At 70.9% G+C, this 13,956-nt stretch carries 17 protein-coding genes; 2 read left to right on the top strand and 15 right to left on the bottom strand.

Annotated features, from left to right (window positions below; translation table 11 throughout):
- Nucleotides 1–14: 14 nt before the first annotated feature.
- From QM788_RS04195 to QM788_RS04125, 15 genes are all read right to left on the bottom strand, one after another.
- On the bottom strand, nucleotides 15–1,139 hold the full coding sequence (locus QM788_RS04195) for a PA0069 family radical SAM protein (protein WP_415660198.1): 1,125 nt from the start codon (nucleotides 1,137–1,139) through the stop codon (nucleotides 15–17).
- A 75-nt stretch (nucleotides 1,140–1,214) separates the two neighbouring features.
- The gene (locus QM788_RS04190; protein WP_415660197.1) at nucleotides 1,215–1,733 is read right to left on the bottom strand and encodes a hypothetical protein; all 519 of its coding nucleotides are present in this window, start codon (nucleotides 1,731–1,733) and stop codon (nucleotides 1,215–1,217) included.
- Nucleotides 1,730–2,467: a TadE/TadG family type IV pilus assembly protein gene (locus QM788_RS04185; RefSeq protein ID WP_415660196.1), complete on the bottom strand. Its 738-nt coding sequence runs from the start codon at nucleotides 2,465–2,467 to the stop codon at nucleotides 1,730–1,732. The genes QM788_RS04190 and QM788_RS04185 overlap by 4 nt, the downstream gene beginning before the upstream one ends.
- A complete protein-coding gene (locus QM788_RS04180; protein WP_415660195.1) occupies nucleotides 2,464–2,826 on the bottom strand; it encodes a DUF192 domain-containing protein in 363 nt (120 codons plus the stop codon). The genes QM788_RS04185 and QM788_RS04180 overlap by 4 nt, the downstream gene beginning before the upstream one ends.
- Entirely contained in the window at nucleotides 2,826–3,713 is an 888-nt protein-coding gene (locus QM788_RS04175) for a type II secretion system F family protein (RefSeq protein ID WP_415660194.1), read from the bottom strand. The genes QM788_RS04180 and QM788_RS04175 overlap by 1 nt, the downstream gene beginning before the upstream one ends.
- Nucleotides 3,714–3,729: 16 nt before the next feature.
- Complete coding sequence (locus tag QM788_RS04170) at nucleotides 3,730–4,581, bottom strand: type II secretion system F family protein (RefSeq protein ID WP_415660193.1); 852 nt, start codon at nucleotides 4,579–4,581, stop codon at nucleotides 3,730–3,732.
- A 10-nt stretch (nucleotides 4,582–4,591) separates the two neighbouring features.
- On the bottom strand, nucleotides 4,592–6,301 hold the full coding sequence (locus QM788_RS04165) for an ATPase, T2SS/T4P/T4SS family (protein ID WP_415660192.1): 1,710 nt from the start codon (nucleotides 6,299–6,301) through the stop codon (nucleotides 4,592–4,594).
- A 10-nt stretch (nucleotides 6,302–6,311) separates the two neighbouring features.
- Nucleotides 6,312–7,730, bottom strand: coding sequence for a type II and III secretion system protein family protein (locus QM788_RS04160; RefSeq protein ID WP_415660191.1), 1,419 nt, complete (start codon nucleotides 7,728–7,730; stop codon nucleotides 6,312–6,314).
- A gap of 17 nt (nucleotides 7,731–7,747) precedes the next feature.
- A complete protein-coding gene (cpaB, locus tag QM788_RS04155) occupies nucleotides 7,748–8,821 on the bottom strand; it encodes a Flp pilus assembly protein CpaB (protein WP_415660190.1) in 1,074 nt (357 codons plus the stop codon).
- A 16-nt stretch (nucleotides 8,822–8,837) separates the two neighbouring features.
- Nucleotides 8,838–9,053, bottom strand: coding sequence for a hypothetical protein (locus QM788_RS04150; RefSeq protein WP_415660189.1), 216 nt, complete (start codon nucleotides 9,051–9,053; stop codon nucleotides 8,838–8,840).
- Nucleotides 9,050–9,733, bottom strand: a complete 684-nt coding sequence (locus QM788_RS04145) for a hypothetical protein (protein ID WP_415660188.1) — start codon at nucleotides 9,731–9,733, stop codon at nucleotides 9,050–9,052. Before QM788_RS04145 ends, QM788_RS04150 begins: the two co-directional genes overlap by 4 nt.
- Nucleotides 9,734–9,748: 15 nt before the next feature.
- A complete protein-coding gene (locus QM788_RS04140) occupies nucleotides 9,749–10,615 on the bottom strand; it encodes a hypothetical protein (RefSeq protein WP_415660187.1) in 867 nt (288 codons plus the stop codon).
- Nucleotides 10,615–12,129, bottom strand: coding sequence for a pilus assembly protein TadG-related protein (locus QM788_RS04135; RefSeq protein WP_415660186.1), 1,515 nt, complete (start codon nucleotides 12,127–12,129; stop codon nucleotides 10,615–10,617). The genes QM788_RS04140 and QM788_RS04135 overlap by 1 nt, the downstream gene beginning before the upstream one ends.
- 118 nt (nucleotides 12,130–12,247) lie before the next feature.
- Nucleotides 12,248–12,529: a Flp family type IVb pilin gene (locus tag QM788_RS04130; protein WP_415660185.1), complete on the bottom strand. Its 282-nt coding sequence runs from the start codon at nucleotides 12,527–12,529 to the stop codon at nucleotides 12,248–12,250.
- A gap of 139 nt (nucleotides 12,530–12,668) precedes the next feature.
- A complete protein-coding gene (locus QM788_RS04125) occupies nucleotides 12,669–12,899 on the bottom strand; it encodes a hypothetical protein (protein ID WP_415660184.1) in 231 nt (76 codons plus the stop codon).
- Between QM788_RS04125 and QM788_RS04120 the strand changes: the two genes are divergently transcribed.
- Nucleotides 12,898–13,071 carry a hypothetical protein gene (locus QM788_RS04120; RefSeq protein WP_415660183.1) on the top strand — a complete coding sequence of 58 codons (174 nt, stop codon included), beginning with the start codon at nucleotides 12,898–12,900 and terminating at the stop codon, nucleotides 13,069–13,071. The genes QM788_RS04125 and QM788_RS04120 overlap by 2 nt on opposite strands.
- Nucleotides 13,072–13,209: 138 nt before the next feature.
- Complete coding sequence (locus QM788_RS04115) at nucleotides 13,210–13,953, top strand: hypothetical protein (RefSeq protein WP_415660182.1); 744 nt, start codon at nucleotides 13,210–13,212, stop codon at nucleotides 13,951–13,953.
- The last annotated feature ends 3 nt before the right edge of the window (nucleotides 13,954–13,956 follow it).

Here is a 13,956-nt window from a genome sequence, read left to right as displayed (position 1 = left end):
CGCGCCGCCACCGGCTAGAACAAACGGCCCTGCGCCGACGGCAGCTGCGGCCGGCGGAAGGCCGCGAGCTGCACCGGCCGGCGCTCGTTGCGCAGCCCCAGCCGGGCCGCCGCGCGGTGCAGGCGCGCCCGCAGCAGCTCGGCCCAGACGCCCTCGCCCGTCATCCGCGAGCCGAAGCGGGCGTCGTTGTCCCGGCCGCCGCGCAGGTCGCGGATGCGGGCCATCACGCGCCCGGCGCGGTCCGGGAAATGGCGCGCCAGCCAGTCCTGGAACAGCGGGTTCACCTCCCAGGGCAGGCGCACCGGGATGCTGAACGCGCTGCTGGCGCCGGCCGCCGCGGCGGCCTCCAGGATGCGCTCCAGCTCCGGCTCGTTGATGAAGGGGATGACGGGCGACACGCTGACGCCCACCGGCACGCCCGCGTCGGCCAGCGCCCGGATCGTGCGCAGCCGCCGGGCCGGCGCGGCGGCGCGCGGCTCCAGCAGGCGGGCGAGCGCGTTGTCCAGCGTCGTGATGGAAAGGTAGACCGACACCAGCCCCTGCACGGCCATGGGCGCCAGCAGGTCCAGGTCGCGCTCGATGCCGGAGGACTTGGTGACGACCGAGAACGGATGCCGGCACTCGGCCAGCAGTTCGACGACGCGCCGCGTGATGCCCAGCCGGCGCTCGACGGGCTGGTAGGCGTCCGTCGCCGTGCCCAGCACCAGCGAGCGCGGCTGGTAGCGCGGCGAGGCCAGCGCCTCGCGCAGCCGCTCGGCGGCGTTGACCTTGGCGATGATGCGCGTCTCGAAGTCCAGCCCCGGCGACAGGTTCAGGTAGCTGTGCGTGGGCCGTGCGAAGCAGTAGATGCATCCGTGCTCGCAGCCGCGGTAGGGGTTGATGGAGGTGTCGAACGCGATGTCGGGCGACTGGTCGCTGGACAGGATGGTCCCGGCCCGCTCCTCGATCACCTGCGTGGCCGGCGGCAGCCGCTCCTCGGCGGCCTGCTGGTCCAGCGCGCCCCAGCCGTCGTCCACCTGCTCGCGCTCGTGCCGCTCGAAGCGGTGCGGCATGGCCGTGGCGCTGCCGCGGCCCTTGATGGAGGCCAGCGGGACCAACGCCGGCTGGGCGGCGGCGATGCGGAGGGGTGGGCGCGACATGCTGTAAATATATACAGCATTCCGGATACTCCCAGGACATCCGCGCCGCCAGGCCGCGGCGCATGCCGCCGCGGCTCAGCGCGCCTGGCGGGCCGGTTCGGTGGCAGCGGCCAGGTGCTTGGGCGGCATCGGCGGCGGACCGGACATGGCGGACGCGGGCAGGCGGCGGATCTCGCGGTTGAGCGCGCGGATGTTCTCTTCGTGGCGGGCGATGTTGTCGCGCAGCGCCTGCAGTTGCTCGCTGGTCAGGTCCAGCCCCGCGCGCGGCGAGGCCAGCGCCAGGCGCTTCGCGGACAGCGAGCGGGCTTCGGCCATCAGCTCGGCCTGGAGGATGCCGAAGCGCTCGCGGTCCCGGTCGGCCTGGGCGGCGGCCGGCACCTGGCGGGCCTGCGGGGGCGACGCCGGCCGGCCCGGCGGCGATGCGGCCGCGGCCGGTGCGGCCGACACCGCCACGGGTGCGGAGGCCGCCGGCGCGGGCCGGCCCGTCAACACCTCGACGCCCTCGCTCGTGCGGTAGCGCCGCGCTTCCAGGGCCTGGGCCTGGGCGGCGTGGGCGGTGCTCGCGGCGAGCAGCAGGACGAACGCGGCTTTCACAGATTGCTCCTGTAGAACGGGCTTTGCATGCGCACGACGGCTTCGCTCTGGATGCGGATGCGCGGGCCCTCGACCATGGGCCGCATGCACGAATCCACCAGCGGGCCGCCGCCGATGCCGAAGGGGTCGCCCATGCCGTGGGCCTGCAGCGCGTGGCCGAGCGGCAGCGCATGGACGGCGGCATGGATCATGCGGCCGACGACGGGCACGATGAGGCGGTAGCAGTAGCTCACGCGCACATGCAGGATGTTGGCGTCCTGCACCGACACGCCCGACGACGCGCCCGGCGCGGGGTTGCGGAAATTCAGCGTGTCGTTGGGAATCTCGCGGTCGCCGCCGCCCAGGCCGTCCAGCCGCGCCTGGCCGAAGTCGGTGAAGGCCTGCGCCGTCGGGTTGAGCACGTCGATGCTGGCGAGGTTGGAGACCGAGATCTCGGTGAAGGCCTTGGTGCGCGCGGCCACGAAGCCGGCCATCGACGCCTCGCTGGCGAACAGCGGCGTGAGGCCGGCGGCGAGCGCCTTCTTCATCTCGCCCTTGTCGCCGTGATGCACGGCGCCCGCGCGGGCGGCCAGCAGGCTGGCGTGGTTCAGCACCGCACGGGCCTGGTACAGCAGCCCCCACTGGATGACGCCCAGCACCAGCATGATCAGCAGCGGGAAGACGATGAGGAACTCGGTGGCCGATTGACCACCCTGCCCGCCGCCCCGGCCCGGCCGGCCCCACCGCGGCGTCATGGCGCCTCCGCCGCGAAGGCGAGCCGCATGCCCGGCGCCCAGCCGCGCCGCGCGGCCTCGCCCGCGGCCAGCTCGATGACGCGGCGCGCGCGCAGGCACGACCGCGCCCGCCACGGCGGCACGGCGGCGCAGATGCGCCGGATGCTGCCCGCGCGGTCCACGAAGACGATGTCGATGGCATAGCCCATGCCGACCGTGTGGACCATGTTGCAGCCGTCGATCAGCAGCGCCTGGCCACGCCGCAGCGGCGGGCGGCCCAGCAGGCCGCGCATGCGCTCCAGCACGGTCTCGGTGCGGCGCAGCTCCAGCGGCAGCGCACCGGCGGCCGCGTTCTCGCCGTTCACGGACTGCTCCAGCATCAGATGGTCACTCCGGACTGCATGAACTTCACCGCGATCGGGAACATCAGCACGACGAAGGTCACCGGGAAGATGAACACCACGAGCGGGAAGATCAGCTTCACGGGCGCCTCCATCGCCAGCTTCTCGGCGCGCTGGAAGCGCTCCGTGCGGCGCTGCTCGGCCTGGAAGCGGAAGGTGGCGCCGAGGCTCGCGCCCATGCGCTCGGCCTGCACGACGGCGCTGACGAAGCTCGACACCTGCGGCACGCGCACGCGCTCGTCCATGCGGCGCAGCGCCTCGCTGCGCGTCAGGCCCGAGCGCAGGTCGCGCAAGACCAGGCTGAGCTCGCTCTTCATCGGCCCGGCCGGCCCCTTGGCCACGGCCTGCGAGATCGCGCCCGCCATGTTCAGGCCCGCCTCCACGCCCATGGTCAAGAAGTCCAGGTAGGTCGGCAGCGCGCGCACGATGTTCTTCTGCCGCGTCTTCAGCGAGTCGCTCAGCCAGATGCGCGGATAGACGTAGCCGAAGGCCGCCGCGATGAGCACGTAGAGCCAGCTGAACAAGTCCACCGCCGACAGCAGGATGCCGGTGATGCCGGCGAAGCCCAGCAGGCTGATGACGCACAGCGAGATGAACTGCCGCGGGCTCATCAGGTAGAGCAGCCCCGACAGCCGCAGCGCCTCGGCCGGGCCGGCGACCAGCCTGTCGGGGATGCGCTGGGCGAGGTGGTAGTCCACGAAGCGCACCAGCGGCCACATCATGCGCAGCGTGCGCGGCAGCGGGTCGAGGAACTCGCGGTCCTCCTCCGGCACCTCGGCCTTGAGCCGGCTGGCGCTGAACACGACGGCCGCGGCGAACACCACGAAGGCCACGCCCACGAGCAATGCGACGAGGATCTGTTCCATCGCGGACCGGCCTCCCTCAGACGTCGATCGCCGTGATGCGGCGGATGAAGAAGTAGCCGATCAGGTCGGCCACGATGATGACGGCCGAGGTCATCCAGCCGTACCAGGTCGTGAACAGCGGCTCCATCGCCTCCGGCTCCATGGCCTTGAGCACCAGCACCAGCAGCAGCGGCAGGCTGGCCATCACCAGCCCCTGCATCTTGCCCTGCGCGGTGAGGCTGCGGATCTTGCCTTCCATCTGCAGCTTGGTGCGGATGGTCTTGGCGATGGACTCCAGCGTCTCGGCCAGGTTGGCGCCCACCTCGCGGGACAGCGCCATGCCGGCCGTCACCATCGCCAGGTCCTGCAGCGGCACGCGCCGCTCCATGTTGCGCAGCGCCACCGCGAAGTCCACGCCCAGGCGCAGCTCGCGCAGCAGCAGCTCGAACTCCTGCGAGATCGGCGGCTTGCCTTCGCTGGCCACGCTGTCGAGCGCGATGGTGAGGCTGGCGCCCGCGCGCAGCGCGCCGGTCACCATCAGCAGCGCGTCCGGCAACTGCTGCTCGAACTGCTGCAGCCGGCGCCTGGCCAGCCAGCGCACCACCCAGCGCGGCGACACGAAGGCCGCGACGACGCAGAGCGCCACGACGATGACGTTGCCCGTGGCGAACCAGGCCACCACCGGCGACAGGATCAGCACGACGATGTTGATGGCCTGCAGCCGCTGCGCGCCGGTGAAGATGAACATCTCCTCCAGCGCCTCGGCAGCCGCGCTGGCGTCGCGCGACTGGCGCTGGCGCATCCAGCGTCCGCCGAAGTGCAGCGCCGCCCAGATGAGCCCGAGGCCCATCAGGAAGATCACGAGGATGGCGATGACCAGGTCGTCCACGGCGCGCTCCTCAGGCCCCGCCGCCGCGCCGGCCGGTGCCGAACTCCAGCACCTCGCCCTGGCGGAAGATGCCCATGTCCACGTCGATGCCGCGCTCGATCAGGTCCTGGTAGAGCTGCGGGATGTGGCCCGTGGCGACGAACTGCCCGCGGATGCGGCCGTCCGGGCCGAAGCCGGCCTGGCGGAAGGTGAAGATGTCCTGCATCTGCACGACGTCGCGCTCCATGCCGGTCACCTCGGTGATGTAGGTGACGCGCCGCGTGCCGCAGGAGAAGCGCGTCTGCTGCACGATGATGTTGACGGCCGAGCAGATCTGCTCGCGGATCGCCTGCACCGGGATGTCCAGCCCGCTCATCAGCGTCATGACCTCCAGGCGCGACAGGCAGTCGCGCGGCGTGTTCGCGTGGGCCGTCGTCAGCGAGCCGTCGTGGCCGGTGTTCATGGCCTGCAGCATGTCCAGCGCCTCGCCGCCGCGGCATTCGCCGACGACGATGCGGTCCGGCCGCATCCGCAGGCAGTTCTTCACCAGATCCCGGATGGCGATCTGCCCGCGCCCCTCGATGTTGGCCGGCCGCGCCTCCAGCGAGACGAGGTTGGGCTGCGTCAGCTGCAGCTCCGCCGCGTCCTCCACGGTGACGATACGCTCGTCGTCCGGGATGAAGTTGGACAGCACGTTGAGCAGCGTCGTCTTGCCCGAGCCGGTGCCGCCCGAGATGACGATGTTGGCGCGCCGCTCCACGGCGACGCGCAGGAACTCGATCATCTCCGGGCTGACCGAGCCGAAGCGCGTCAGGTCGTCCGAGGTCAGCTTGCGCTTGGCGAACTTGCGGATCGTCAGGCTCGGCCCCTTGATGGCCAGCGGCGGGATGACGGCGTTGACGCGCGAGCCGTCCTTCAGCCGCGCATCCACCATCGGCGAGGCCTCGTCGATGCGCCGGCCCAGCGGCGAGACGATGCGCTCGATGGCCGCGAGCACCGCCGCGTCGTTGGAGAACGAGATCTCGGAGCGCGTCAGCTTGCCGTCGCGCTCGATGAAGATCTCCGCGTGGCGGTTCACCATGATCTCGGTGACCGTCTCGTCGGCGATCAGCGACTCCAGCGGCCCCAGGCCCACGACCTCGTTGAGCACCACGTTGCGCAGCTGCTCGCGGTGGTCCAGCAGGTCGCCGAACGACGGGTCGGTCTCGATCAGCTCGTCGATGAGCTTCTGCACCGCTGCGCGCAGCTCGGCGTCGCCCATGCGCGAGACGTTGACGCGGCGCAGGTCCATCGCCTCGATCAGGCGGCGGTGCAGCAGGCCGCGCAACTCCATGCCGCGCTCGTTCTCCAGCGGCCCCTTCCCGCCGGCAGCCGGCGCTGCGGCGGGCTTGTCCGCCCCGGCCTGGGCGGCGGGCTTGGCCGGCAGCGGCAGCACCTTGCGGGCGGCGGCGTCGGCCAGGCTCACGCGCAGCGTGTAGTCGCCCACCTCGATGACGTCGTTGCTGGCCAGCGGCCCGTGCTCGTGCACGACGTTGCCGTTGACCTTGATGGGCACCAGGCCGCCGCCGTCCTTCAGGAACAGCGCGCCGTCGCGCAGGTTGAACTGCACCTGGCGCCGGCCGACGCGCCAGCCGCGCAGCGCGATCAGCGCGCCGGCATCCTTGCCGATGAAGCAGGCCGGCGCGTCGCTCTGCGCATCGCCGACGACCGCCTCGCCCTTGAACACCTGGACTCGGAACATCGCTGCGCCCTCAGTGGTTGCCTTCGCCGACGCGGCGCTCGAACTCGGCCTTGTTGTCCGCCCCGCGCCGGCGGACCTCCTCGGCCATGCCCTGGCCGGCGGTGATGATCTCGGGCTCCAGCAGCACGACGAGGTCGCTCTTCTTGCTGCGGAAATCGTCGGAGCGGAACAAGCGGCCGAGGATGGGGATGTTGCCCAGGCCGGGCACCTTGTCGATGGCGTTGGACAGCTCGCCGTTGATGAGGCCCGACAGCGCGACCATCTCGCCCGGCTTCACGCTGATCTCGGTGGACGTGGAGCGCGTCAGGAAGGCCGGGATGCCAGAGACCGTGATCGCCGGGTCGATCTGCGACAGCTCGGTGGAGAGCTTGGCCGTGATGACGTCGCCGTTGTCGATGGTGGGCTCGATCGAGAAGATGATGCCGTAGGGCTTGAACTCGACCGTCTGCGCGCCGAAGGCGCCCGCCATCGGGATGGGGATCTCGCCGCCCACCTGCAGCCGCGCCTTGCCGCCGCTCTTGGCCGTCAGCTCCGGCGACGCGAGCACGCGCGCATCGCCGTCGGTCCGGCCCAGGTTCAGCCGCGACGCGATGGACGTGGCCAGGCCGAAGAACAGGCCCGTCGTGTGGCCGTTGCGCGTGACGAAGGGCGGCGACGCCGTCAGCAGGTTGTCGCCCGGCTGCGCCTGCGGCAGGCCGCGGTAGAGCTTCTCCTGCAGCGCCACGCCCTGGGCGGCGACGGTGGGGCCATTGGCCTCCTTGCTCCACTGGATGCCGATCTTCTCCAGCAACGCCTTGTTCACCTCCACGAAATGCAGGCGGAACAGCACCGAGCGCACCAGCGGGCTGCCCGGGTCGGTCTTCAGGTTGAGCACGACGCCAGGCACGCTCTTCACCGCCTCGGAGAGCTGCGCCAGCGTCTCCTGGTGCACCGTGCCCGACACGACGAGCTTGGCGTCGTACTCCTCGATGCTGACGTTGCGCTCGTCGCGCAGCACGTTCTCGACGAGGCGGCGCGTGGCGGCGAAGTCGCTGGCGACCACCTTCACCCGGAAGGTCTGCACCTGCCTGTCCGACCACACCATCAGCATCGTCGTGCCGACCTGCTCGCCGATGAGCATGAGGCTGTCGTCCACCGTCGTCGCGCTGACCTGGGCGCCGTTGCCCACCGCGATGCGGCGCACCTTGCCCTGCACCGGCAGCATGCGGATCTCGCCCAGGGCCAGGCTCACGTCGGCGACCGGCAGCACCTCGGCACGCGGCGGCGCCGCTGCGCCTCGGCTGCGCGCCGGCAGCGCCGCGGCTGCCGGCGCGGTGAGGGCCGGTGCGGCGGCCCTGGCCGGCGGCACGGCGTCGGCCGCCAGGGCCGGCAACAGGAAGCCGGCGGCGCAGGCGGCGGCGATGAAGGGGGGCGCGTCGTAGGTCGGCATGGTGTGGGCGGGGCGCATCAGTGCTGCGCGGCAGATCGGTCGGAAGAGGTGGACGGGGCGCGTTCGGCGTCCGGGCGGCGCGGCTGGACCATCTCGCCCAGCGCCTGCACGACGGCGGCCCTGACGTCGGCCTGCGCGGTGGCCGCGCGCGCGCCGGCCGGCCGGTCCGGCAGGCCCACCGGCACCAGGCTGGACGGCAGCGCCGCGTTGCCGCCGCCCTTGCCGCCGACGATGAACTCCACGCCCTCGCCGCGGCCCGCAGTCGGCGGCAGCACGTCGGTGCCGGTGGTCGCGCGCAGGGCCACGGTGTCCGCGTCCTTGCGGCCGCGCAGCGCGACGCGGAAGCTGCCCATCTTCTGCGCCACGATCAGCCGCGCCGCTTCCCGGGGCGTGACGAGCACGGTGATGGTGTCGAAGCCCTTCTCCCGCGCCCCCTGCACCTCGCCGGGACGGACCATCTTGGCCAGCTTCTCGGCGTCGCCGCCGGCCACGTCCTGGAACTCCTGGCCGGTGGCCAGCACCGTCAGGTTCTGCATGAACAGCGTGGCCTGGTTCAGGCGCATCTCGGCGATCTCGCTGTCCTTGGCCTTGTCGGCCTTGGACATCAGGAACAGGTCCACGCGGTGGCCCGGCCGCAGCGTCTGCGCGATGGAGTTGACGGTGTCGATCTCGATGGTCACCGCGCGCATGCCGGCGGGCAGCAGGCTGGCCACGTCGTCCACCTCCGGGGCCTGCAGGTCGGTCAGGCGCAGCGGCCGGCCGCGCATCACCGGGCGCGCGAGCCGCTGGCCGCGCACACTGTCGAAGTCGCGCGCCATGATGGTGTCGGGGTAGACGAGGTCCTGCTCGATGTCGCGCGCGACGAACAGGCCCTGGTCGAGGCCGGTGCCGACCGGCGCGTCCTGGCGCGGCACGACGACCGCCACGCGCGGCGTCTGCCCATGCGACGCGCGCGCGGCCACCTCCTCCTTGATGCGCTGCTCGCGCTGCTGCAGGTAGACGTAGGCGATGTAGGCCACGAGGGCGGCGAGGCCGGCCGCGAAGAGCAGCAGGACCCAGGGGTTCTTGAGGCGGGCGAGGCTGACGGACATGGCGACTCGGGTGGGTTCAGACGGCGTGCTGCGCCGGCATGGAAAGCGCGAACGAGAAGGCCTTGAAGAAGCTCTTGACGGCGGCGACGAGCTGGTCGATGGCGGCCGGCTCGGTCGCGGCCACGACCAGCACCAGGGTCACCAGCGCGAGCACGACCGTGTACTCGGCGGCGGCCTGGCCGCCGCAGCGGCCGGCACGGCGGGCGGAATGGGGGGCGGGGCGGAGGGTCATGGCGGCTCCGACAGGTTGAGCAGCGCGCGGCTGGTGCGCCCGTCCTCCCACAGCACCAGGGAGAACTCGGCGCCGGACTTCTGCGCCGAGACGATGCGCGCGCGCCGCGCGGCGCCGCTGCGCACCTCGTGCGAGGACACGCCCTGCCAGCCGGCGCCGCTGAGCTGGCGCAGGAAGTAGCGGTCGAGGTCGTCGATGCCGCGGGCCGACGAGAAGCCGATGGTGTGGCCGCGCCGGCCGCCGTCCAGCCCCGTGACGGCGGCGTTGAGCTGCACGCCCCCCGGCAGCGGGACGCCGAGATCCCGGGGCAGCCAGGCCTGCGTCTTCTGCGGGCGGCTGACGCCGAAGTAGCCGAACACGCCACTGCGGTCGATGAGCTGCAGCGTCGCCAGGCACTGCTCGCTGCGCGCGGCCAGCACGTCCCAGTGGCCGGCGCGGCTGCGCTTGACCTCGTGGCCGGCCTGCTGCCAATCGCGCGCGAGCTGGTCCAGCAGCTCGGCGGACACGCCGCGGCCCTGCACCTGGCGCACCGTCATGGGCAGTCCGTTGACGACGAGTTCCTGGCCCACCGGTTCACCTTTCAGCCCCGGGGGCAGGTCCTGCGGGCAGGCCGCGCAGGCGAGCGCAGCCAGCATGGCCAGGCCGGCCAGGGGACGGAGCAGCAGCGCGCAGTTCGTCATCGCGGCACGCGGCGGTCATTTCAGTCGGTCCGGCGGGACGACGTCGACCGCGATGCGGCCGATGTCGATGCGCGGAATCTCGGTGGGGTCCCAGGCCGCCAGCGTGGCCGTGGTGGCCACGGACAGCGCGGTGCCCAGGCCGTTGGCGGTCGGCACCGAGGCGGACACCATGCCCTTGGTGCCGCTGGATGCATTGGCCGCCCAGGTGTTGCTGAGGATGGCGCCGCGGGCGGCGCAGTCCAGCCCCGCCCAGTCGGCATCCAGGCCGGCCTTCTTGGACCACAGGCGCTTGTAGACCTCGCTGTCCTTGCCCGCCTTGTCGAGCCTGAAGTCGACGACCGCCAGCGTCCGCGTCGGCACGGGCGGCGCCAGCGTGCCGGTGATGCTGGGCACGGTGACCGCGTTGATGAGGCCGACGGCGGCGGCCAGCAGGTCCTTGGACGGCGTCTCGTCCTTCAGCGTGAGGTGGATGGCGGCGGGGTCGTCCACGAGGGCCTTGCCGGCGGTGTCGCGCCACAGCGGGTCGGTGCCGTGCGCCAGGCCGGTGGCCGTCTTGTCGCCGGCGCTGTACTTGAAGCCGCTCGTGCGGTCGTTGAACAACCGCACCAGCGCCTCCTGCCGGATCGCGGCGGCGCTCTTCTGATTGGGCGCGTTCTTGGCGGCGTAGACGGAGGCGGTGTCGTCGTACCAGACGGTGCGCTCCCACGTCGCGTAGCGCGCCACGTTCTGCGACGCGCTGCGTACGTCGCCCAGCTTGGCGATGGCCTGCGTGGCGAGGTACATCGGCACGAGCACGAAGATCGCGATGACGACGAACTCGACGAGCGCGGCACCCCGCTCGCGGCCGGCGCGCGGGGTCTGCGGGCGAAGCCGGAGGACCATCATTGCGCCGCTGCCGCAGCGGCCTCCTCGGCGATGGTCGTCGGCGCCAGGCGCGCCTGCCAGTAGGGGCTGAACAGGTTCTGGTACTCGGTCTTGTGGTCGCCGCGCCGCCAGCCGTTGCGGGTGAACTGCTTCAGGTCGTCCAGCCGCGGCCGGTAGAAGTACGCATGGGCCGATGCGAGCGCGCGCATGGTCTGGCCCTTCATGCCGTCCTCCAGCTTCAGCCGGTCGGCGCCGGGCAGGATGGTGGTGGACTGGCGGATCGTGCCCTGCGTGCGCTCCACCTCGATGGTGACGGGGAACTTGCCGCCGTTCTCCAGCGGCGTCTGGTTGGCGGGCTTGGACGTCAGCGGGCTGGCCATGTCGCGGTAGTGGTCCTGCAGGCCGCCGCCGCTGTCCAGCGTCGTGCCCGGCCCCTGGGACCAGTAGCGGTAGTTGGCCGGCACGACGGCCGGCGACGTCAACGCGAAGCCGTAGAGCTTGCTCTCGGCCGCGTTGTTCTTGTAGCCGCTGGCTTCGCCGTACTTGCCGCCGCTGCCGGCGACGGCGCCGCCGTGGCCGCCCAGGTAGGGCGCGGTGGTGCCGATGTCCGGGAACGGCACGGTGGCCGTGACCGGGCAGGTTCCCACCGGGCACGGCACCATCCACACGCAGACGGCCGAGCCGCCGCCCTGCGTCGCATCCAGCGCCAGCCAGCGCTTCTTGTTGCTGCTGAGGATGGTGCCGCCGAAGTGCGAGAAGCCGTAGGCCGTGAACGTGAACGAAGCCAGCGGGCACACATAGGGCTTGACCGTGCTGGCCCACATCGGCACCGGCACCGAGGCTCGGTTGCGGATGAAGAGGTCCTCGCTGTCGCGGCTGACGACGGCGTCGGCGAAGCGGTCGGCCTCCTTGGACGCGTCGTTGGCGCTGAAGCGCTTCGTCGCGTCATTGCCCCAGGCCTTCACGCGGACGGCGGCATCGCCCAGCATGAAGGCGCTGGTGGTCACGCGGGCCAGCGGATCGTTCTTCTTCACGACCTCGTCGGCCACGAACATCATCTCGGCCATCGTGCCGAGGTGATGGATGTTCTGCGCCTGGTCCAGCGCGTCGATGAGCAGGTCCAGCGCCTTCACGGCGGGGCCGGCCATCGCATTGACGGCGGAATACGCCGTGTCGACCGGCACCTTCTTGCCGATGTCCCAGGCCGGCGCCACGGACGGAAAAAGGCGGTAGACCGTGTCTTCCAGCGTGCTGTTGGCCCGCTTGTGCGTTTGCGCCGCATCCTCGAAATAGGATTTCATACTGACGAACTGGGCCACCGCCACCTGATTGGCAATCATGGCCCGGTTCGTATAGGCCGAGAAATTTGCATCCCGGGCCTGCAAGACGGCGGCGCTGTAGGCGCCGGCATCGGCCGCGTTCTGGAGCTGGCTCTTGGTCACCGCCAGCATGCTGCCGTTGAACAGCAGGATGACGACCAGGCCGGCGCAGCTCAGGAACAGCAGGCCGAATATCAGGGCCTGCCCCCGCATGCGCGCCGATGGCGCGGCGGCGGCGCGACGGGAAATCGCTGGATATCGACCCGTCATGACACCACCAACAACCATCGAGGCATGCAAGGAGATCGGCCGCATGTTCAATTCAGCCAGATCACTTGGCGTCGTTGTCCTTGTTGTATTCAGCCAGGCCCTTGGTCGTATCGGCGCGCGTCTGCGCACTGGTCGACGACGTGCCGGCATTAGTGATCGCGGTATCGGCCTTGTTACCCGACAACTCCTTGGCCAAACCCGCGCTCTGGTTGCGCACGGTTTTGCCGAACATGCTGTAGACGCCGATGGCGGCCACGGCGATCAGCGCGACGATGATGATGTATTCCATCATCCCCTGGCCCAGGGTCTTGCGCTTGGACGAACGTTGCGAACGGATGGTCATGGGAAAGCTCCTTTGAAAAGACCGTAGCGGACAAGGATTGCGGCAAAGCCGCCCATCGACCGGCCCGCGCCCGCGAGCCCGCCAATACTGGAAAGCAGATGGAATGGATACCTAGGCGGCGACCCAGGTCGAAGCCGTTCTATTTGGCATCGTTGGCATAGTGGTAATTGCCCATGCCGGCCTTGTTGGGATCATTGGCCCGGCCGGCGGCCGCATTGGCGGACTCGGCGGCCAGGTTGGTGTCCGCCTTGTTTCCCGACAATTCCTTGGCCATGCCGGCGCTCTGGTTGCGCACCGTCTTGCCGAATGCCGAATACACCGCGATGGCGGCCACCGCAATCAGTGCGGCAATGATGATGTACTCCACCATGCCCTGGCCCCTGGCGCGTGACTTCCTGGAATATGTGACACATGAAAAATTCATGACGGACTTCTCCACGGCGCATCGAAACATCTCGATGCGAGGATTCAATAAATCACAGCTGACGGGGCGCAGTCTAGGCATCCAGCGTGAAATACGTCACTCCCCTAACTCATATTGAACCGTTACAAAGGAATATCAGCGTTACAGGAAGTAAACGCGCGGCACGTCAATTCATGTCAATTTGTATATTAGGGAGAGGGTTTCAACCAAGCCGCCGCTAGACTCGCCCGCACCCGTGACTCCCCATCAGCCCACGATGACGAAAACAAGCCTCGGATGCCTGGCCGCCCTGCTCTCCGTCGCGGCCGGTGCCGCCCCTTCGCTGCCGCCGCCGGGCGAATACCGCGTCGATTCGGCGTCCAGCGTTCACAGCGGCAGCGGGCCGGCGTCGTCGGAGCGCAGCGTCCGCGTGGACGGCGCCACCGGCGGCCACACGGTCACCACCCGCAGCGGCCCCGCGGGCAACCCCTCGGGCACGCAGACCCACGCCGGCAGCGGGCCGGTCACGGTGTGCGTGTCGGCCCGGTCCATGCCGCCGGCCGGCCTCCCCGTCAACTGCGACACGCGCTGGCAGCCCCGGAGCGGCGGCGCCGCCCTCCAGGCCAGTTGCCCGGCCGGACGCCTGGATGAGCATTGGCAGCAGATCGACGCGCGCACCTGGGAGCGCCGGATGAGCTTCAAGGCCCCGGGCGGCGCGGCCGGCAACGATCCGTCGGCCGCCATCGCGATGGCGCAGCGCGGCATGTCGCCCGCCCAGCAGGCGCAGCTGCAGGCGCAACTGGCCTCGCTGCCCAAGGCGCAGGCGACGGCGGATGCGATGGCGCCGGTCTACGCGCAGCTCGAGCAGACCCTGCGCACCGGCACGCCCACGCAGGCCGCCGAGGCGCGCCAGCAGCTCGCGGCGCTGAAGGCGGCCCAGGGCGGCGGCGCGGCGGCGGCGACGACGCAGCTGACGGAGCGCTGGACGCGCGTCGCCGACCACTGCAAGGCCGGCTCATGAGTG

The organism is Roseateles sp. (genome assembly GCF_047654785.1).
In the GTDB taxonomy this organism is placed as follows: Bacteria; Pseudomonadota; Gammaproteobacteria; order Burkholderiales; family Burkholderiaceae_C; genus Pelomonas.
Note: the sequence above shows the minus strand (reverse complement) of the source record. Positions and strands in the feature narration are given on the sequence as shown.

What these genes read in the sequence shown, in the direction of transcription:
- QM788_RS04195 (WP_415660198.1), bottom strand. Translation starts at nt 1,139, where the DNA reads ATGTCGCGCCCACCCCTCCGCATCGCCGCCGCCCAGCCGGCGTTGGTC.
- QM788_RS04140 (WP_415660187.1), bottom strand. Translation starts at nt 10,615, where the DNA reads ATGGTCCTCCGGCTTCGCCCGCAGACCCCGCGCGCCGGCCGCGAGCGG.
- QM788_RS04135 (WP_415660186.1), bottom strand. Translation starts at nt 12,129, where the DNA reads ATGCGGGGGCAGGCCCTGATATTCGGCCTGCTGTTCCTGAGCTGCGCC.
- QM788_RS04120 (WP_415660183.1), top strand. Translation starts at nt 12,898, where the DNA reads ATGCCCTGGCCCCTGGCGCGTGACTTCCTGGAATATGTGACACATGAA.
- cpaB (WP_415660190.1), bottom strand. Translation starts at nt 8,821, where the DNA reads ATGTCCGTCAGCCTCGCCCGCCTCAAGAACCCCTGGGTCCTGCTGCTC.
- QM788_RS04115 (WP_415660182.1), top strand. Translation starts at nt 13,210, where the DNA reads ATGACGAAAACAAGCCTCGGATGCCTGGCCGCCCTGCTCTCCGTCGCG.
- QM788_RS04180 (WP_415660195.1), bottom strand. Translation starts at nt 2,826, where the DNA reads ATGCTGGAGCAGTCCGTGAACGGCGAGAACGCGGCCGCCGGTGCGCTG.
- QM788_RS04185 (WP_415660196.1), bottom strand. Translation starts at nt 2,467, where the DNA reads ATGACGCCGCGGTGGGGCCGGCCGGGCCGGGGCGGCGGGCAGGGTGGT.
- QM788_RS04150 (WP_415660189.1), bottom strand. Translation starts at nt 9,053, where the DNA reads ATGACCCTCCGCCCCGCCCCCCATTCCGCCCGCCGTGCCGGCCGCTGC.
- QM788_RS04175 (WP_415660194.1), bottom strand. Translation starts at nt 3,713, where the DNA reads ATGGAACAGATCCTCGTCGCATTGCTCGTGGGCGTGGCCTTCGTGGTG.
- QM788_RS04145 (WP_415660188.1), bottom strand. Translation starts at nt 9,733, where the DNA reads ATGACGAACTGCGCGCTGCTGCTCCGTCCCCTGGCCGGCCTGGCCATG.
- QM788_RS04160 (WP_415660191.1), bottom strand. Translation starts at nt 7,730, where the DNA reads ATGCCGACCTACGACGCGCCCCCCTTCATCGCCGCCGCCTGCGCCGCC.
- QM788_RS04125 (WP_415660184.1), bottom strand. Translation starts at nt 12,899, where the DNA reads ATGGTGGAGTACATCATCATTGCCGCACTGATTGCGGTGGCCGCCATC.
- QM788_RS04130 (WP_415660185.1), bottom strand. Translation starts at nt 12,529, where the DNA reads ATGACCATCCGTTCGCAACGTTCGTCCAAGCGCAAGACCCTGGGCCAG.
- QM788_RS04165 (WP_415660192.1), bottom strand. Translation starts at nt 6,301, where the DNA reads ATGTTCCGAGTCCAGGTGTTCAAGGGCGAGGCGGTCGTCGGCGATGCG.